The sequence below is a fragment of the Nocardioides sp. Z24_21 genome, assembly GCF_058134345.1.
The window spans coordinates 741,521-758,601 of sequence record NZ_JBYTTH010000002.1 but is presented as its reverse complement, the minus strand read 5'-3'; the positions used below and the strand labels follow the sequence as shown (position 1 = coordinate 758,601).

Below are 17,081 nucleotides of genomic sequence, written 5' to 3'. Positions count from 1 at the left end.
GCGCCGTGGGGGTGCGCGAGGGGAGCCGAGGTTGATCGTGGAAGCGCGGTACGCCAGTGGGACCGGCGTGCTCGTCGGGCGGGGGGCGCACTGGGTGCTGCTCACCGACCCCGGTGACGAGCAGGTGCTCCAGGACATCTGGGACGCGCTGTCGCCGACCGCACCATCGGGCGCGAGCGTCGCGGAGCGGGTGCTGGCCATCGCGGAGAGGGCCTTCGCGGGCGACCCGCCCGCCCTGGCCCTCGCCGACTTCACCTCGGGTGCCTCGAGCACCCTGTCGCGCGGCTCCGGCCACGTACGCCTCGCCGGCCCCTCCCGCGTGCTGGGCATCGACCGAGGCGCCGATCCCGACGGCCTCGCGCCCACCCGACGCCTCGTGGGCGGGGTCGTGGCCGCCGACCGCGTCGAGCTCACGCCGGTCTCGACCCGCACCGCTCCCGCGCCGCGTGCCGACGTGGGCGACCCGCCGGCCGCGGCCGAGGCCCTCATCGACGGGATCCCCGCCGACATCCTCGCCGCCAAGGGACCCGACGGACCGCCGCCGCGCACCCGCGTACGCCGCCCCGTCGAGGACACCGGCTCCCTGGCCGACACCTCCGAGCCCGATCCCCTCGTCATGCAGCGGATCGAGGAGGGCGCGCACACCACGATCCGGCCCGCGCCCGGCCCCGCCGGGGCGTCCGACGACCACGACGGGTCGACGACGCTGCGCCCCTCGCACCTGGCGCACGGCACGGTCCCGACCGTGCTGGCGGTGAGCTGCCCGCTGGGCCACCTCACTCCGCCGGCCGCGCCGCAGTGCCGGGTCTGCCACCAGCGCGTCGCCCCGCAGGAGCCCCGTCGCGTCGACCGCCCGCCGCTGGGCGGGCTGCGGCTCCCGACCGGCGAGGTGGTGCCGCTCGACCGCGGCGTGATCCTGGGCCGCAAGCCCGCGCCGCCCGAGGGCAGCACCGACTGGCCCCACCTCGTCCATCTGCCCTCCGACCACTCCTTCGTCTCGCGCCGCCACCTGCAGATCGAGCTCGACGGCTGGGACGTCGTCGCCCGCGACCTCGAGAGCCGCGGGGGCACCACCGTCGCGCTGCCGGGCCGCGACCCCGAGCGGATGCGTCCCGGCGACGCCTACGTCCTCGAGCCCGGCAGCGTCCTCGACCTGGCGCACGTCTACAGCGTGCGCTTCGAGTCGGGGGCGGTCGCCCGGTGAGCGCCCCCACCATCCCGGGGTTCGCGTTCGTCGAGCACCTGGGCAGCGGCGGATTCGCCGACGTCTTCCTCTACGAGCAGCAGTGGCCGCGGCAGCGGGTCGCGGTCAAGGTGGTGCGCCCCGACGTGCCGCTGACCGACCGGGAGAAGTACCTCTTCACCGCCGAGGCCAACGCGATGGCGCGCCTGGCCGACCACCCCTACATCGTCTCGGTGATCACCGCCGGGGTGACGGCCGAGGGCGGCCGTCCGTTCCTGGTGATGCGCTACTGCCCGCCGCCCGACCTGGGCGTGCGGGTGCGCGCCAACCCGATGGCGCCCGTCGACGCCGTCTCCACCGGGATCAAGCTGGCGAGTGCCATCGAGACCGCCCACCGCTCGGGCATCCTGCACCGCGACATCAAGCCGAGCAACGTGCTGGTCACCAGCTATCACGAGCCGGCCCTGACCGACTTCGGCATCGCCGGGCACATCGCCGACGTCGAGGGCGACAACGACGTCCGCATCTCCTATCCCTGGTCCCCGCCGGAGCTGCTCGACGGGCGCTCCAACGGCTCGGTCGCCTCCGACGTCTACTCGCTCGGCGCCACCATCTGGCACCTGCTGGTGGGACGCTCGCCGTTCTCGATCCCGTCGGGCGACAACTCCACGCGGGCGCTCAGCGCCCGCATCCTGCACGCCCCCGCGCCGGCCACCCAGCGCCCCGACGTCCCGCCGGCGCTCGACCGGCTCCTGCAGCAGTGCCTGGCCAAGCGCCCCGACCACCGGCCCTCAAGTGCGCTCGAGCTCGCCCGGGCCCTGCAGCGGATCGAGGCGGCCGCCGGCTGGCCCCGCACGCCTGTGGCCGTCGAGGGCGACCGCCCGGACTCGTCCGTGAGCACCGCACCGGCCGTCGGGGCCACCGCCTACGCCGGGGACACCGACGACGCCACGGCGATGAAGCCGGTCACCGTGATCTCGGCGAGCGGCCCGCGGCGCATCGCCGCGCAGGTCCCCGCGCCCGTGAGCGACGACGAGGACGAGCAGCGCGGCCGCGTGCCCGCACTGGTGTGGGCCGGCGCCGGAGCGGCGGTCCTCGCGGTGGTGCTCGCCCTCCTCGTGTTCGGAGGCGACGACCGTGGGGAGGACCCCGGGGTGGTGGTGCCGACCGCGTCACAGACGCCCGCCGACGTGGTGCCCGACGTGATCACCGAGGCCGTCACCCTCAACGGCACCCGCACACCTCGCGGCGTGCTGTTCGAGTGGCGCCCGCCGGTGCCGGTGGAGCCGGGCGACTCGTTCGGCTGGCACCGCGACGACACCGACGAGTACGGCACCACCACCCGCAGGCGGCTGCTGGTCCGCACCGACGACCCGGTGTGCCTCGACGTGCGGATGACCCGCGGGTCGGACAACTCGCCCAGTGCGAGCGCCTGCGTGTCCTGACCCGCGGGTCGCGCCGTCAGGCCGCGGTCAGTCGTCCTCCCAGTCGCGGCGCGGGCCGGTGGCCGCGTCCTGCTCCTGGGCCGACATCCGGCTCGAGGCCCACAGCGACACGACCGCGGTGATCGCCAGCGTGGCCACGATGACCACCAGGGAGAGCCAGATCGGGATCTCCAGCCAGGCGTAGTCGAGGTGCTCGCCACCGTTGATGAACGGCAGCTCGTTCTCGTGGAGCGCGTGGAAGAACAGCTTCACGCCGATGAAGGCCAGCAGGAACGCCAGGCCGTAGGACAGGTAGATCAGGCGCTGGAGCAGGCCGCCGATCAGGAAGTAGAGCTGGCGCAGGCCCATCAGCGCGAAGATGTTGGCCGTGAGCACCAGGTAGGGCTCCTTGGTGATGCCGAAGATGGCCGGGATCGAGTCGAGCGCGAACAGCAGGTCGGTCGTGCCGAGGGTGATGATCACGATGAGCATCGGCGTGATCATCTTCTTCGCGCCCTCCCCGCTCACGACCAGCTTCCGGCCGTGCCACTCCGAGGTCGCGGGGAAGCGACGCTCGACGAACGCGACGAGCTTGTTCTCCTCGAACTCGTCGTCCTCGTCCTCCGAGCCCTCCTTGGCCAGCTTGACCGCCGTGTAGACCAGGAAGAGGCCGAAGAGGTAGAAGACCCAGCTGAAGTTGTTGATGGCCGCGGCGCCGACGGCGATGAAGACCGCCCGCATGGCCAGGGCCATCACGATGCCGATCATCAGGGCGTACTGCTGGAGCTCACGCGGCACCGCGAACTTGGCCATGATGATGATGAAGATGAAGAGGTTGTCGATGGAGAGCGAGTACTCCACCAGCCAGCCGGAGTAGAACTCGAGGGCCGGCGTGCCGCCTGATGTGTACCAGACGCCGAGGCCGAAGAGGATGGCCAGGCCGACGTAGATCGACAGGTAGGTCGCGCACTCCTTCATGCTCGGCTCGTGCGGCCGGCGGCCGACCACGGCGAGGTCGAAGGTGAAGATCGCGAGGGTCACCACGCCAGTGGCGATCCAGACCCAGGTGGGTACGTCCACGCTGCTTGCTCCTAGGGATGAGGCGAGATCGGGGTCCGCGCACGGCACGGACGCCAGAGGTCTCTTCCGCCCGCCCGACCGGGCGGACCAGTGGCACCGGGCGCCGCTCGCGCGGACGCCGTACTGACGACACCACTACCAGGGAATACTCCCCTCCAACCGCGTCAGTCTGTCACGCCCGTCACGGTGGGCACGAACCCCAGGGGTCAGCGTCCGCCGAATGGGACGCCGAGCGCCGCGAGCCGCTCGCGGCCCCCGTCGACCGCGGTGAGCACCCAGGCCCCCTCGGGGGTCACGGTGAACGTGTGCTCGAAGTGGGCGGCGTAGGAGCCGTCGACCGTCGAGACGGTCCACTCGTCCTCGTGGAGGTCGGTGTGCTTGCTGCCGAGGGTCACCATCGGCTCGACCGCGAGCGCCAGGCCCTCCACGATCGACGGACCGCGGCCGCGGCGCCCGACGTTGGGCACGTTGGGCGCCATGTGCATCTCGGTGCCGATGCCGTGGCCGGTGTAGTCCTCGAGGATGCCGTAGCGGCCCTGGGCGCGCACGTAGGACTCGACGGCGTGGCTGATGTCGGAGACCCGCCCGCCGAGCCGCGCGGCGGCCATCCCGCGCCAGAGCGACTCCTCGGTCACGCGCAGCAGCTCGGCCACGTCGTCGGCCACCTCGCCCACGGGGACCGTGACGGCGGCGTCGCCGTGCCAGCCGGCGACGATCGCCCCGCAGTCGATCGAGATCACGTCGCCGTCGGCGAGCGTGCGCGGCCCGGGGATGCCGTGCACGACCTCGTCGTTGACGGACGCGCAGATCGTCGCCGGGAAGGGCGGGTGGCTGTAGCCCTTGAACGACGGCACGCCGCCGTGGTCGCGGATGTGGGCCTCGGCGAGGGTGTCGAGCTCGAGCGTCGTCACCCCGGGCCGGACCGCCGAGCGCAGCAGCTCGAGCGTCTCCCCCACCAGCAGCCCGGCGACCCGCATGAGGTCGATCTGCTCAGGGGTCTTGATCTCGATCCCGCGATCGCGGAAGCCCATGGGTGCGCCCGACCGTCAGCTCTGCGGGACGACGTCGAGGGCACCGAAGATGCGCTCGGTGACCTCGTCGACCTCGCCCATCCCGTCGACCTCGACCAGGAGGCCGCGCTCGCGGTAGACCTCGATCAGCGGCTCGGTCTGCTCGGCATAGAGCTCCTGGCGGCGCCGGATGACGTCCTCGGTGTCGTCGGTGCGACCGTCGGTCACCGCGCGGTTGAGGAGCCGCTGGACGAGCTCCTCCGCGTCGACCGTCAGCACCACGACCGCGTCGAGCCGGTGACCGGTGAAGGCGATCATCTCGTCGAGCTCGCCCACCTGGGCCAGGGTGCGGGGGTAGCCGTCGAGCAGGAAGCCCGGCGCGGCGTCGTCCTCGCCGATGCGGTTGCGCACCATCAGGTTGGTGACCTCGTCGGGGACGTACTCGCCGGCGTCCATGTAGCGCTTGGCCTCGACGCCGAGGGGCGTGCCCTGCGTGACGTTGGCCCGGAAGATGTCGCCGGTCGAGATCGCCGGGATGCCGAAGTGGTCGGCCACGAAGCGGGCCTGCGTGCCTTTTCCGGCTCCCGGGGGGCCCATCAGGATGAGTCTCATCTACTTCAGGAATCCTTCGTAGTTGCGCTGCTGGAGCTGGCTCTCGATCTGCTTCACGGTGTCGAGCGCGACACCGACCATGATCAGGATCGACGTGCCGCCGAACGGGAAGTTCTGGTTGGCCTGGATCATCGCGAACGCGACGAGCGGGACCAACGAGATCAGGCCGAGGTAGAGCGCTCCAGGGAACGTGATGCGGGACAGGACGTAGGACAGGTAGTCCTCGGTCGGCTTGCCCGCCCGGATCCCGGGGATGAAGCCGCCGTACTTCTTCATGTTGTCCGCCACCTCGACAGGGTTGAAGGTGATCGAGACGTAGAAGTACGTGAAGAAGATGATCAGCAGGAAGTAGGTCGCCATGTAGAGCGGGTGGTCGCCGTTGACGAAGTAGGTCCCGATGAAGTCGAGCACGGGGTTCTGGCTCTCGGGGTTGAACTGCACCGCCATCGCCGGCAGGTAGAGCAGCGAGGAGGCGAAGATGACCGGGATGATGCCGGCCTGGTTGACCTTGAGCGGGATGTAGGTCGAGTTGCCGCCGAACATCTTGCGCCCGACCATCCGGCGGGCGTACTGCACCGGGATGCGGCGCTGGGCCTGCTCGATGAAGATGACGCCCGCGACCAGCACGAGGCCGATGACCATGACGATGGCGAACGTGACCCAGCCCTGCGAGGTCTGCACGCCCCACAGCGCGGCCGGGAAGGTCGCGACGACCTGGGTGAAGATGAGGATCGACATGCCGTTGCCGATGCCGCGGTCGGTGATGAGCTCGCCGAGCCACATGATCACGGCGGTGCCGGCGGTCATGGTGATGACCATGACGAGGAACGTGGCGGTGCCGTCGTCGTGGAGCAGGTCGCGCGTGCAGCCCTGCAGCAGGGCGCCGTTGCGCGCGAGGGCGACGATGCCGGTCGCCTGGAGGACGGCGAGGCCCAGGGTGAGGTAGCGCGTGTACTGGGTGATCTTCGTCTGCCCGGCCTGTCCCTCCTTCTTCAGCGCCTCGAGCCGTGGGATCACCACGACGAGCAGCTGCAGGATGATGGAGGCCGTGATGTACGGCATGATCCCCAGCGCGAAGATGGTGAGCTGGAGCAGCGCACCGCCCGAGAAGAGGTTGATCAGGCTGTAGAGGCCGCCCTCCTCCAGCTGGCTGATGCACGCCTGCACGTTGGCGACGTGCACACCGGGGGTGGGCACCTGGGAGCCGAGCCGGAAGATCGTGATGACCAGCAGGACGAAGAGCAGCTTGCGCCGCAGGTCCGGAGTCCGGAAAGCGTTGGCGAACGCGCCTAGCACTGGTTCCTCTTTCGTATGGGTGCCCGACCGGGGTCGGCGGGCGGACGAGACACCCTCGCCGTCGTACGGCGGAGGGCCCGGGGAAGCCTAACAGCCGGGGTGGGACCCGCTTCCCCGCTCAACGACGAAGGCCCGGCCGACAGTTCCCACTGTGCGGCCAGGCCTTCACCGGATGAGCGAGATCGTGACCTCAGGCCACGGTCACGGAGCCGCCGGCGGCCTCGATCTTCTCCTTGGCGGAGCTCGAGAACGCGTCGGCGCTGACCTGGACGGCGACGGAGATGTCGCCCTGGCCCAGGACCTTGACGGGCTGGTTCTTGCGAACGGCGCCCTTGGCGACCAGGTCCTCGACGGTCACGGTGCCGCCGTCGGGGAACAGCTCGCCGAGGCGGTCGAGGTTGACGACCTGGAACTCCACGCGGAAGGGGTTCTTGAAGCCCTTCAGCTTGGGCAGGCGCATGTGGATCGGCATCTGGCCACCCTCGAAGGCGGACGGCACCTGGTAGCGCGCCTTGGTGCCCTTGGTGCCGCGGCCCGCGGTCTTTCCCTTGGAGCCCTCACCGCGACCCACACGGGTCTTGGCGGTCTTGGCGCCCGGAGCGGGACGCAAGTGGTGCAGCTTGAGCGTCATGTCACTCCACCTCCTCGAACGTCACCAGGTGACGGACAGTGTTGATCATGCCCCGGATCTCCGGGCGGTCTTCCTTCACGACGACGTCGCCGATCCGCTTGAGACCGAGCGAGCGCAGCGTCTCGCGCTGGTTGGCCTTGAGGCCGACCAGCCCGCGCTTCTGCTGGACCTTGAGCTGTGCCATCAGGCCGACACCTCCGCAGCGCCCTCGGCGCGCGCCTTGAGCAGCGCGGCCGGGGTGACGTCCTCGACCCGCATGCCGCGGCGAGCAGCCACGGCCTCGGGCTCCTCGAGCATCCGCAGCGCCTCGACGGTCGCGTGGACGATGTTGATCTGGTTGGACGAGCCGAGCGACTTGCTCAGCACGTCGTGGATGCCGGCGCACTCGAGGACCGCACGCACCGGGCCACCGGCGATGACGCCGGTACCGGGGGCGGCGGGACGCAGCAGGACGACGCCCGCAGCCTTCTCGCCCTGCACCGGGTGCGGGATCGTGCCCTGGATGCGGGGGACCTTGAAGAAGTGCTTCTTGGCCTCCTCGACACCCTTGGCGATCGCCGCGGGGACTTCCTTCGCCTTGCCGTAGCCGACGCCGACCAGACCTTCACCGTCGCCGACGATCACGAGGGCGGTGAAGCTGAAGCGACGACCACCCTTCACGACCTTGGCGACTCGGTTGATCGCCACGACGCGCTCGATGTAGGCGGTCTTGTCAGCCTGGTTGCGACCGTTGTCGCGTCCGCGACGGTCACCAGACTGGCGCTCGCCACCGCGCTGTCCGCGCTGGGCTCCGCTCATGAGACTTGCTCCTTAATCGTCATTCTTGGGTGTCGGGCGATCAGAACTGGAGGCCGCCCTCACGGGCGGCGTCGGCCAGGGCCGCGATGCGGCCGTGGTACTTGTTGCCGGCGCGGTCGAAGACCACGTCGTCGATGCCTGCCGCCTTCGCCCGGTCGGCCACCAGCGCGCCGACCTTCTTGGCCTGGTCGGTCTTGTCGCCGCCCGCGTTGCGGACGTCGGCCTCCATCGACGAGGCGTAGGCCAGCGTCGCACCGGCGAGGTCGTCGACGACCTGCACGGTGATGTGACGCGCCGAGCGGGTCACGACCAGGCGCGGACGCTCGGTCGTGCCGTGGATCCGCTTGCGCCCGCGCGCCTGGCGGCGCAGACGGGCACGAACGCGCGGAGCGGTGTGCTTGTTGTTGGACAGCGAGATCGCCATGTCACTTACCGGCCTTTCCGACCTTGCGGCGGATGTGCTCGCCGGCGTAGCGCACGCCCTTGCCCTTGTAGGGCTCGGGCTTGCGGAGCTTGCGGATCTTGGCCGCAACCTCTCCGACGAGCTGCTTGTCGATGCCGACGACACCGAGCTTGGTCGGGCCCTCGACGGTGAAGGTGATGCCCTCAGGGGCGTCGAAGATGATCGGGTGCGAGTAGCCGAGCTGGAACTCGAGCTGCGTCGGCCCCTTGGGCAGGACGCGGTAGCCCACGCCCACGATCTCGAGCTTCTTCTCGTAGCCGTCGGTCACGCCCACGACCATGTTGTGGATCAGCGTGCGGGTGAGGCCGTGGAGCGAGCGGCTGTTGCGCTCGTCGTCGGGACGCTGCACCTCGAGGATGCCGTCCTCGCCCTTGGCGACCGTGATCGGCGACGCGATGGTGTGCGACAGGGTGCCCTTGGGGCCCTTGACGGTCACCAGCGAGTCGTCGATCGCGACGTCGACACCGGACGGGACCGCGATGGGGAGCTTGCCAATGCGCGACATGCTTCTCTCTCTTCCTGGTCTCAGATGGTCCGGGTCACCAGACGTAGGCGAGGACTTCGCCGCCCACGCCCTTCTGGTTCGCCTGGCGGTCGGTCAGCAGTCCCTGCGACGTCGAGATGATCGCGACACCGAGGCCCCCGAGGACCTTGGGCAGGTTGGTGCTCTTGGCGTAGACGCGCAGGCCGGGCTTGCTGATGCGGCGCACGCCCGCGATGGAGCGCTCCCGGTTGCGGCCGTACTTGAGGGTCACGGTCAGCGTCTTGCCCACGGCGGGCTCGCCCTCGGCGCTCACGTTGTCCGCGACGTCGTAGGAGGTGATGTAGCCCTCCTGCTTGAGGATCTCGGCGAGGCCGGCCTTCATCTTGCTGTAGGGCATCGACACCACGTCGTGGTACGCCTGGTTGGCGTTGCGCAGACGCGTGAGCATGTCTGCGATCGGGTCAGTCATCGTCATGATGGGGTTCTTTCTCGTCGTGGTTTCCCGCGGCTCGCGGCCTCGGGACCTTCAACGTGTGTGAGTGAATTACCAGGAGGACTTGGTGACGCCGGGGAGCTCGCCGCGGTGGGCCATCTCCCGCAGGCAGATCCGGCACAGGCCGAACTTGCGGTAGACGGCCTTCGGGCGGCCGCAGCGCTGGCAGCGGGTGTAGCCGCGGACAGCGAACTTCGGCTTGCGGGCGGCCTTGACCTTGAGCGCAGTCTTCGCCATGTCAGTTCTCCTTGAACGGGAAGCCGAGCTGCTTGAGCAGCGCGCGGCCCTCGTCGTCGTTGGTGGCGGTGGTCACGACGGTGATGTCCATGCCGCGGGACCGGTCGATCCTGTCCTGGTTGATCTCGTGGAACATGACCTGCTCGGTGAGACCGAAGGTGTAGTTGCCGCGCCCGTCGAACTGCTTGGGCGAGAGGCCGCGGAAGTCGCGGATGCGGGGCAGCGCCAGGGACAGCAGGCGGTCGAGGAACTCCCACATGCGGTCGCCGCGCAGCGTCACGTGGGCGCCGATCGGCATGCCCTCGCGCAGCTTGAACTGGGCGATCGACTTGCGGGCCTTGGTCACGGCCGGCTTCTGGCCGGTGATCGCGGTGAGGTCGCGGATCGCGCCCTCGATCAGCTTGGAGTCGCGAGCCGCCTCGCCGACGCCCATGTTGACCACGATCTTGGTCAGGCCGGGCACCTGCATGATGTTGGCGATCTCGAACTCCGAGCGCAGCGCGGGGACGATCTCCTCGCGGTAGCGCGCCTTGAGACGGGGAATCTCAGTGGTCTGGGTCTCGGCCATCTCAGATCTCCTTGCCGCTCTTGCGGGACACGCGGACCGAGCGCGACGCGGCGTAGGTCGAGCCGTCCGGACGACGCTTGGTGACCTCGTCGCGGCGGAAGCCGACCCGGGTGACGCCGTCGCCCTCGACGAGCATCACGTTGGAGACGTGGATGGGCGCCTCGCGCGTGATGATGCCGCCGGTGGTGTTGGTCTGCTGGACGGACTTGGTGTGGCGCTTGACGAGGTTGACACCCTCGACGATCACGCGGTCCTCCTCGCGGAGCACCGAGATGACCTTGCCCTGGGCACCCTTGTCCTTGCCGGCGATCACCTTGACGGTGTCGCCCTTCTTGATGTTCATGTGCTTACCCATCTCTCACAACACCTCCGGGGCGAGCGAGATGATCTTCATGAAGCGCTTCTCGCGCAGCTCGCGGCCGACGGGACCGAAGATGCGCGTGCCGCGCGGCTCACCGTCGTTCTTGAGGATGACGGCGGCGTTCTCGTCGAAACGGATGTAGGAACCGTCGGCGCGGCGACGCTCCTTGACGGTGCGCACGACCACGGCCTTGACGACGTCGCCCTTCTTGACGTTGCCACCGGGGATCGCGTCCTTGACGGTGGCGACGATGACGTCACCGATGCCGGCGTAGCGACGCCCAGAGCCACCGAGAACACGGATGCAGAGGATCTCCTTCGCACCGGTGTTGTCGGCGACCTTGAGTCGCGACTCCTGCTGGATCATTGATTTCTCCTGGTTGTCGAGCTGGTTCTCGCCCCCTCAGCGGGGAGCGAGCCTGGCCGAACTGATGTGTGGAAGATGTGGAGCTCGAGGCCGGGGCCTCAGGTCACTTGGCCTTCTCGAGGACCTCGACGAGGCGCCAGCGCTTGGTGGCCGAGAGCGGGCGGGTCTCCATGATCAGGACCCGGTCGCCGATGCCGCACTGGTTGGTCTCGTCGTGCGCCTTGAGACGCGAGGTCTTGCGCAGCACCTTGCCGTAGAGGGCGTGCTTCACGCGGTCCTCGACGGCGACGACGATGGTCTTGTCCATCTTGTCGCTCACGACGAGGCCCTCGCGGACCTTGCGCTGCTTGCGCTCAGCGGACTGGGTGGCAGTGTTCTCGCTCATGCCTTCGCCTCTTCGTTGGTGCCCGGGGTGGTGCGGATGCCGAGCTCGCGCTCACGCACCACGGTGTAGATGCGGGCGATGTCCTTCTTGACCACGCGCAGCCGGCCGTTGCTCTCCAGCTGGCCGGTCGCGGCCTGGAACCGCAGGTTGAACAGCTCCTCCTTGGCCTCGCGCAGCTTGGCCTCGAGGGCGGTTGCGTCGAGCTCGTCGAGCTCGTGGGCGTTCAGCTTGGTAGCCATCAGAATTCACCGGCCTCACGGGAGATGAACCGGCACTTCATCGGGAGCTTGTGCATCGCGCGGCGCATGGCCTCGCGGGCAACGGTCTCGTCGACGCCGGAGAGTTCGAACATGACGCGGCCGGGCTTGACGTTGGCCACCCACCACTCGGGGGAGCCCTTGCCGGAGCCCATGCGGGTCTCGGCCGGCTTCTTGGTCAGCGGACGGTCCGGGTAGATGTTGATCCAGACCTTTCCGCCTCGCTTGATGTGGCGGGTCATGGCGATACGGGCCGACTCGATCTGCCGGTTGGTCACGTAGTGACCCTCGATCGCCTGGATGCCGAAGTCACCGAAGGCCAGCGTGGTGCCGCCCTTCGCGGCGCCACGACGCTTGGGGTGGTGCTGCTTGCGGTGCTTGACGCGACGGGGCATCAGCATGAGGTCAGGCCTCCTGTCCGGTGCTCGGTGCCGCCTCGGCGGCCGGGGCCGCAGACGTCTCGGCGGGGGCCTCGGCACGAGGGGCGCGGTCGCCGCGCGAGCCACGGCTCGGACGGTCGCCGCCACGGGTGTTGGGACGGCCACCGCGGCCGGGGGCACCGGCGCGGGCGGCCTGCTGGGCCTGGCGCTCGGCACGGGTGCCGGCGACCTCGCCCTTGTAGATCCACACCTTCACGCCGATGCGGCCGAAGGTGGTGCGGGCCTCGTAGAAGCCGTAGTCGATGTCGGCGCGGAGCGTGTGCAGGGGCACGCGGCCCTCGCGGTAGAACTCCGTGCGGGACATCTCGGCGCCGTTGAGGCGACCCGAGCACTGGATCCGGATGCCCTTGGCACCCGAGCGCATCGAGGTCTGCATCGCCTTGCGCATGGCACGACGGAACTGCACCCGGCCCGAGAGCTGCTCCGCGACGCCCTGGGCGACCAGCTGCGCGTCGACCTCGGGGTTCTTGACCTCGAGGATGTTGAGCTGCACCTGCTTGCCGGTGAGCTTCTCGAGCTCGCCGCGGATGCGGTCGGCCTCGGCGCCGCGGCGACCGATGACGATGCCCGGGCGGGCGGTGTGGATGTCGACGCGCACGCGGTCACGGGTGCGCTCGATCTCGACCTTGGAGATGCCGGCCCGCTCCATGCCCTTGGAGAGCAGCTTGCGGATGGCGACGTCCTCACCGACGTAGGACTTGTAGAGCTTGTCGGCGTACCAACGGCTCTTGTGGTCGGTGGAGATGCCCAGGCGGAAGCCGTTGGGGTTGATCTTCTGACCCATCAGGCACCCCTTCCGTTCTTGTTGGCGCGGCCGTTCTTCGTGGCCAGCACGTCGGCCGGCTGCACCGCGAGGGTGATGTGGCTGGTGCGCTTGTTGATGCGCGTGGCCCGGCCCTGGGCACGGGGACGCCAACGCTTCATCGTCGGGCCCTCGTCGACCATGGCGACGGAGAGCACGAGGTCGGCCCGGTTGAGGCCCTCGGTGGTCTCCGCGTTGGCGACGGCGCTCTCGAGCACCTTGTAGACGGTCTCGGAGGCGGCCTGCGGCGCGAACTGCAGCAGGGTCAGTGCCTCGTCGACCGGGAGGCCGCGGACCATGTCGACGACACGGCGGGCCTTCATCGGGGTGATCCGCACGTAGCGGGCGCTGGCGTACGCGCCCGGCTGGTCGCCGAGCAGCGACTCGCGGCGCGCGCTGGTGCGGCTGCGCTCGGTGGTGCTCATCGACGGCGTCCCTTCCGGTCTTCCTTGACGTGCCCGCGGTAGGTGCGGGTGGGGGCGAACTCCCCGAGCTTGTGGCCGACCATGGAGTCGGTCACGAAGACGGGGACGTGCTTGCGACCGTCGTGCACAGCGATGGTGTGACCGATCATGTCGGGCACGATCATCGACCGGCGCGACCAGGTCTTGATGACGTTGTGGCTGCCCTTCTCGTTCTCGGCGTCCACCTTCTTCTGAAGGTGGTCGTCGACGAAGGGGCCCTTCTTGAGGCTGCGAGGCATGTCGGTTACTTCCTACCCTTGCCGGACTTGCGACGACGGATGATCTGGGAGTCGCTGGCCTTGCGCTTGCGCGTGCGGCCCTCGGGCTTGCCCCAGGGGGAGACGGGGTGGCGTCCACCGGACGTCTTGCCCTCACCACCACCGTGCGGGTGGTCCACCGGGTTCATGACGACACCGCGGACGGTCGGGCGAACGCCCTTCCACCGCATGCGGCCGGCCTTGCCCCAGTTGATGTTGGACTGCTCGGCGTTGCCGACCTCGCCGATCGTGGCGCGGCAGCGCACGTCGACGAAGCGCATCTCTCCCGAGGGCATGCGCAGCGTGGCGCGGCTGCCCTCACGGGCGACCAGCTGGGCGGAGTTGCCGGCCGAGCGGGCGATCTTCGCGCCGCCGCCCGGACGCAGCTCCACGCAGTGGATGGTCGTGCCGACCGGGATGTTGCGCAGCGGCAGGTTGTTGCCGGGCTTGATGTCGGCGTTGGGGCCGGACTCCACGGGCGTGCCCTGCGTCAGGCCGCGCGGCGCGACGATGTAGCGCTTCTCGCCGTCGGCGTAGTGCAGCAGCGCGATGCGCGCGGTGCGGTTGGGGTCGTACTCGATGTGAGCGACCTTGGCCGGGACGCCGTCCTTGTCGTAGCGACGGAAGTCGATGATGCGGTAGGCGCGCTTGTGGCCGCCACCCTTGTGCCGGGTGGTGATGCGACCCTGGTTGTTGCGACCACCGTTCTTGGGCAGCGGGCGCGTCAGCGACTTCTCGGGCGTGGACCGGGTGATCTCGACGAAGTCGGCCACCGACGAGCCACGACGGCCCGGGGTGGTCGGCTTGTACTTGCGGATAGCCATATCAGTTCCTAGTCAGGAGCCCGGTCAGGAGACCGGACCTCCGAAGATGTCGATGCGGTGACCCTCGGCGAGGCTGACGATCGCACGCTTGGTGTTGGGCCGCTTGCCCAGGCCGTAGCGGGTGCGACGGGTCTTGCCCTGGCGGTTGATCGTGTTGACCGAGGTGACCTTGACGTCGAAGACCTTCTCGACCGCGATCTTGATCTCGGTCTTGTTGGCGTCCGGGTGGACGATGAAGGTGTACTTGTTGGCGTCGAGCAGGCCGTAGCTCTTCTCCGACACGACCGGGGCGATCAGGACGTCGCGGTGGTCCTTGTGCAGGGTGCTCACTTGTCGCTCTCCTTCTCCTCGGCGCGGGTCAGACCAGCGGCCTCGGCGTCCTCGACGGACTTGAACCAGAAGTCGCCGCCCGAGACGTCGTAGCCGGCGTCGCCCTCGACGAGGTAGCTGCCGGACTGCAGGCCCTGGACCTCATAGCCCTTGGGGTTCTTGCCGCTCTTGAGCGGAGCCTTCGCGCCGGCCGGCAGGGCCGGCTCGTCGGCGGCCTGCTCGGTCGCGGCGGGCGCGGCCTGCTCGGTCTTCTCGGACTTCGTGGCCGGAGCAGCGGAGGCGCCACCCACGAAGACGTCGTAGGCACCCTTGGTGAAGACCACGTCGTCAGCGGCCAGCACGTCGTAGGTGTTGAGCTGGTCGACGGCGACGATGTGGACCTCGGGCGCGTTGCGCAGCGAGAGCCAGGTGATCGCGTCGGAACGCTCGAGCACCACGAGGTAGCCCACGCGGTCGGTCAGCGAGGTCAGCGCGGCCAGCGCGTCCTTGGTGGAGGGCTTGTCGCCCGACACCAGGCCGTCGACCACGTGGACGCGGTCGTTGCGGGCCCGGTCGGAGAGGGCACCGCGCAGGGCGGCGGCCTTCATCTTCTTGGGGGTGCGCTGGTCGTAGCTGCGCGGCTGCGGGCCGTGGACCGTGCCACCGCCGGCGAACTGCGGGGCGCGGGTCGACCCCTGGCGGGCGCGGCCGGTGCCCTTCTGCTTGTAGGGCTTGCGGCCACCGCCGCGGACCTCGCCGCGGGTCTTGGTGGAGTGCGAGCCCTGGCGCGCAGCGGCCTGCTGGGCCACGACGACCTGGTGGATCAGGGGGATGTTGACCTCGACGTCGAAGATCTCGGCGGGGAGGTCGACCTTGACGGTCTTGACAGCCATGCTCAGGCCTCCTGCGTCTTCTTGGCCGCCGAGCGCAGGACCACGAGTCCGCCGCGGGGGCCGGGAACGGCGCCCTTGAGCAGGATCAGGCCCTTGTCGGCGTCGACGGCGTGCACCGTCAGGTTCTGGGTGGTGACCGTGTCGTTGCCCATGCGGCCCGACATGCGGGTGCCCTTGAACACGCGACCCGGGGTGGCGCAGGCGCCGATGGAGCCGGGCTTGCGGTGGTTGCGGTGGGCACCGTGGGAGGCCGAGACGCCGGAGAAGCCGTGACGCTTCATCGTGCCGGCGAAGCCCTTGCCCTTGCTGGTGCCGGTGACGTCGATCTCGTCGCCCGCGGCGAAGGTGTCGACCCCGAGCTCCTGACCCACGGTGTAGGAGGCGGCGTCGGCGGTGCGGATCTCCGCGACGTGGCGGCGGGGGGTGACGCCGGCCTTGGTGAAGTGGCCCGTCTCGGGCGAGTTCACCTTGCGGGCCTCGATCTCGCCGAAGCCGACCTGGATGGCGTTGTAGCCGTCCACCTCGGGCTGGCGGACCTGGGTCACCACGTTGGTGCTCGCGGCGATGACGGTCACGGGGACGACGCGGTTGTTCTCGTCCCAGAGCTGGGTCATGCCGAGCTTGGTGCCCAGCAGTCCCTTGACGTTGCGTTCGAAAGTCTTAGCCATGTCGCGCCTCAGAGCTTGATCTCGATGTCGACACCGGCAGGCAGGTCGAGACGCATCAGCGAGTCGACGGTCTTCGGCGTCGGGTCGATGATGTCGATCAGGCGCTTGTGGGTGCGCATCTCGAAGTGCTCGCGGGAGTCCTTGTACTTGTGGGGCGAACGGATGACGCAGTACACGTTCTTCTCGGTCGGCAGCGGCACAGGGCCGGCGACCTTCGCACCCGTACGGGTGACGGTGTCCACGATCTTCCGCGCCGAGGTGTCGATCACCTCGTGGTCATAGGCCTTGAGCCTGATGCGGATCTTCTGTCCCGCCATAGGTCCCTGTCCTCTTCGATCTCGTACGCCTGGTCTGGTTTCGGTCCCTCGCCCCTGGTGGGCGAGCGCCGCCTGTCTCTCCTCCACCCTCCGACCCCCGCGGTCGGGCGTGTCGCACCCCCGACTGAAAACATCGGGCTTCGTGACACGACCCCTGGGGATCGGTGCTGCTCTGGGTGGCACCCGACGGTTGTCGGATCTGGTCGGGTCTCCGATCACCATGTGACCTGGTGCGGCGCACGCAGACGACTGGCTCGATCAAGGAGACGCGATTCAGAAGTCAAGTGGTGCCGCACCCCGGCGACCCGCCGGAGCAACCGGAACATCTTGACAGACTCCGCACACCCACGCCAAATCGCAGGCGACGGGTCCGACGAGGTCCGGCTCCGGGGGCTCCCCGACGCCGCGCGAGCGGTGCCGGAAGCAGTGTCCAGTCTACGCGGGATCGCGGTCCGCAGC

27 protein-coding genes are annotated in these 17,081 nt (G+C 69.3%); 2 read left to right on the top strand and 25 right to left on the bottom strand.

Annotation, left to right across the window (positions count from 1 at the left end; all coding sequences use genetic code 11):
• The first annotated feature begins 37 nt into the window (after positions 1 to 37).
• Entirely contained in the window at positions 38 to 1,204 is a 1,167-nt protein-coding gene (locus AC3X7Z_RS10085; protein ID WP_489975813.1) for an FHA domain-containing protein, read from the top strand.
• Positions 1,201 to 2,628 (top strand): serine/threonine-protein kinase, encoded by a 1,428-nt coding sequence (locus AC3X7Z_RS10080; RefSeq protein WP_489975812.1) that lies wholly within the window; start codon positions 1,201 to 1,203, stop codon positions 2,626 to 2,628. The genes AC3X7Z_RS10085 and AC3X7Z_RS10080 overlap by 4 nt, the downstream gene beginning before the upstream one ends.
• Before the next feature lie 27 nt (positions 2,629 to 2,655).
• Here the strand turns inward: AC3X7Z_RS10080 and AC3X7Z_RS10075 are convergent, their stop codons facing one another.
• From AC3X7Z_RS10075 to rpsJ, 25 genes are all read right to left on the bottom strand, one after another.
• Complete coding sequence (locus AC3X7Z_RS10075; protein ID WP_186342450.1) at positions 2,656 to 3,687, bottom strand: TerC family protein; 1,032 nt, start codon at positions 3,685 to 3,687, stop codon at positions 2,656 to 2,658.
• Between the two features lie 206 nt (positions 3,688 to 3,893).
• The gene (gene map / locus AC3X7Z_RS10070) at positions 3,894 to 4,718 is read right to left on the bottom strand and encodes a type I methionyl aminopeptidase (protein ID WP_489975811.1); all 825 of its coding nucleotides are present in this window, start codon (positions 4,716 to 4,718) and stop codon (positions 3,894 to 3,896) included.
• A 15-nt stretch (positions 4,719 to 4,733) separates the two neighbouring features.
• The gene (locus tag AC3X7Z_RS10065; RefSeq protein WP_186342452.1) at positions 4,734 to 5,309 is read right to left on the bottom strand and encodes an adenylate kinase; all 576 of its coding nucleotides are present in this window, start codon (positions 5,307 to 5,309) and stop codon (positions 4,734 to 4,736) included.
• Positions 5,310 to 6,605, bottom strand: coding sequence for a preprotein translocase subunit SecY (gene secY / locus AC3X7Z_RS10060; protein ID WP_186342453.1), 1,296 nt, complete (start codon positions 6,603 to 6,605; stop codon positions 5,310 to 5,312).
• A gap of 190 nt (positions 6,606 to 6,795) precedes the next feature.
• Positions 6,796 to 7,236 carry a 50S ribosomal protein L15 gene (rplO, locus tag AC3X7Z_RS10055; protein ID WP_186342454.1) on the bottom strand — a complete coding sequence of 147 codons (441 nt, stop codon included), beginning with the start codon at positions 7,234 to 7,236 and terminating at the stop codon, positions 6,796 to 6,798.
• A gap of 1 nt (position 7,237) precedes the next feature.
• The gene (gene rpmD, locus AC3X7Z_RS10050) at positions 7,238 to 7,420 is read right to left on the bottom strand and encodes a 50S ribosomal protein L30 (RefSeq protein WP_056599717.1); all 183 of its coding nucleotides are present in this window, start codon (positions 7,418 to 7,420) and stop codon (positions 7,238 to 7,240) included.
• On the bottom strand, positions 7,420 to 8,034 hold the full coding sequence (rpsE, locus tag AC3X7Z_RS10045; RefSeq protein ID WP_186342455.1) for a 30S ribosomal protein S5: 615 nt from the start codon (positions 8,032 to 8,034) through the stop codon (positions 7,420 to 7,422). The genes rpmD and rpsE overlap by 1 nt, the downstream gene beginning before the upstream one ends.
• Positions 8,035 to 8,074: 40 nt before the next feature.
• On the bottom strand, positions 8,075 to 8,458 hold the full coding sequence (rplR, locus tag AC3X7Z_RS10040) for a 50S ribosomal protein L18 (protein ID WP_186342456.1): 384 nt from the start codon (positions 8,456 to 8,458) through the stop codon (positions 8,075 to 8,077).
• A 1-nt stretch (position 8,459) separates the two neighbouring features.
• Positions 8,460 to 9,002, bottom strand: coding sequence for a 50S ribosomal protein L6 (gene rplF / locus AC3X7Z_RS10035; protein ID WP_186342457.1), 543 nt, complete (start codon positions 9,000 to 9,002; stop codon positions 8,460 to 8,462).
• A 34-nt stretch (positions 9,003 to 9,036) separates the two neighbouring features.
• Complete coding sequence (rpsH, locus tag AC3X7Z_RS10030; protein ID WP_135838853.1) at positions 9,037 to 9,456, bottom strand: 30S ribosomal protein S8; 420 nt, start codon at positions 9,454 to 9,456, stop codon at positions 9,037 to 9,039.
• 69 nt (positions 9,457 to 9,525) lie between these two features.
• Positions 9,526 to 9,711, bottom strand: a complete 186-nt coding sequence (locus AC3X7Z_RS10025; RefSeq protein ID WP_011757321.1) for a type Z 30S ribosomal protein S14 — start codon at positions 9,709 to 9,711, stop codon at positions 9,526 to 9,528.
• 1 nt (position 9,712) lies between these two features.
• The gene (gene rplE / locus AC3X7Z_RS10020) at positions 9,713 to 10,279 is read right to left on the bottom strand and encodes a 50S ribosomal protein L5 (RefSeq protein WP_186342458.1); all 567 of its coding nucleotides are present in this window, start codon (positions 10,277 to 10,279) and stop codon (positions 9,713 to 9,715) included.
• A gap of 1 nt (position 10,280) precedes the next feature.
• The gene (gene rplX / locus AC3X7Z_RS10015; RefSeq protein WP_222129775.1) at positions 10,281 to 10,634 is read right to left on the bottom strand and encodes a 50S ribosomal protein L24; all 354 of its coding nucleotides are present in this window, start codon (positions 10,632 to 10,634) and stop codon (positions 10,281 to 10,283) included.
• A gap of 3 nt (positions 10,635 to 10,637) precedes the next feature.
• On the bottom strand, positions 10,638 to 11,006 hold the full coding sequence (rplN, locus tag AC3X7Z_RS10010; RefSeq protein WP_056599693.1) for a 50S ribosomal protein L14: 369 nt from the start codon (positions 11,004 to 11,006) through the stop codon (positions 10,638 to 10,640).
• A gap of 103 nt (positions 11,007 to 11,109) precedes the next feature.
• Entirely contained in the window at positions 11,110 to 11,391 is a 282-nt protein-coding gene (gene rpsQ, locus AC3X7Z_RS10005; RefSeq protein WP_186342460.1) for a 30S ribosomal protein S17, read from the bottom strand.
• Positions 11,388 to 11,630 (bottom strand): 50S ribosomal protein L29, encoded by a 243-nt coding sequence (gene rpmC / locus AC3X7Z_RS10000; protein WP_206054509.1) that lies wholly within the window; start codon positions 11,628 to 11,630, stop codon positions 11,388 to 11,390. Before rpmC ends, rpsQ begins: the two co-directional genes overlap by 4 nt.
• Positions 11,630 to 12,049 (bottom strand): 50S ribosomal protein L16, encoded by a 420-nt coding sequence (gene rplP, locus AC3X7Z_RS09995; protein ID WP_186342461.1) that lies wholly within the window; start codon positions 12,047 to 12,049, stop codon positions 11,630 to 11,632. The genes rpmC and rplP overlap by 1 nt, the downstream gene beginning before the upstream one ends.
• A 4-nt stretch (positions 12,050 to 12,053) precedes the next feature.
• Positions 12,054 to 12,872, bottom strand: a complete 819-nt coding sequence (rpsC, locus tag AC3X7Z_RS09990; RefSeq protein WP_186342462.1) for a 30S ribosomal protein S3 — start codon at positions 12,870 to 12,872, stop codon at positions 12,054 to 12,056.
• Positions 12,872 to 13,315, bottom strand: a complete 444-nt coding sequence (gene rplV, locus AC3X7Z_RS09985; protein ID WP_186342463.1) for a 50S ribosomal protein L22 — start codon at positions 13,313 to 13,315, stop codon at positions 12,872 to 12,874. Before rplV ends, rpsC begins: the two co-directional genes overlap by 1 nt.
• A complete protein-coding gene (gene rpsS / locus AC3X7Z_RS09980) occupies positions 13,312 to 13,593 on the bottom strand; it encodes a 30S ribosomal protein S19 (RefSeq protein WP_090969263.1) in 282 nt (93 codons plus the stop codon). The genes rplV and rpsS overlap by 4 nt, the downstream gene beginning before the upstream one ends.
• A gap of 5 nt (positions 13,594 to 13,598) precedes the next feature.
• On the bottom strand, positions 13,599 to 14,435 hold the full coding sequence (gene rplB, locus AC3X7Z_RS09975; protein ID WP_489975810.1) for a 50S ribosomal protein L2: 837 nt from the start codon (positions 14,433 to 14,435) through the stop codon (positions 13,599 to 13,601).
• 24 nt (positions 14,436 to 14,459) lie between these two features.
• Positions 14,460 to 14,765, bottom strand: coding sequence for a 50S ribosomal protein L23 (gene rplW / locus AC3X7Z_RS09970; RefSeq protein WP_186342465.1), 306 nt, complete (start codon positions 14,763 to 14,765; stop codon positions 14,460 to 14,462).
• The gene (gene rplD / locus AC3X7Z_RS09965) at positions 14,762 to 15,637 is read right to left on the bottom strand and encodes a 50S ribosomal protein L4, sunset domain variant (RefSeq protein WP_186342466.1); all 876 of its coding nucleotides are present in this window, start codon (positions 15,635 to 15,637) and stop codon (positions 14,762 to 14,764) included. Before rplD ends, rplW begins: the two co-directional genes overlap by 4 nt.
• A gap of 2 nt (positions 15,638 to 15,639) precedes the next feature.
• Complete coding sequence (rplC, locus tag AC3X7Z_RS09960; RefSeq protein WP_186342467.1) at positions 15,640 to 16,305, bottom strand: 50S ribosomal protein L3; 666 nt, start codon at positions 16,303 to 16,305, stop codon at positions 15,640 to 15,642.
• 8 nt (positions 16,306 to 16,313) lie between these two features.
• The gene (gene rpsJ / locus AC3X7Z_RS09955) at positions 16,314 to 16,622 is read right to left on the bottom strand and encodes a 30S ribosomal protein S10 (RefSeq protein ID WP_008360994.1); all 309 of its coding nucleotides are present in this window, start codon (positions 16,620 to 16,622) and stop codon (positions 16,314 to 16,316) included.
• Positions 16,623 to 17,081 lie beyond the last annotated feature (459 nt).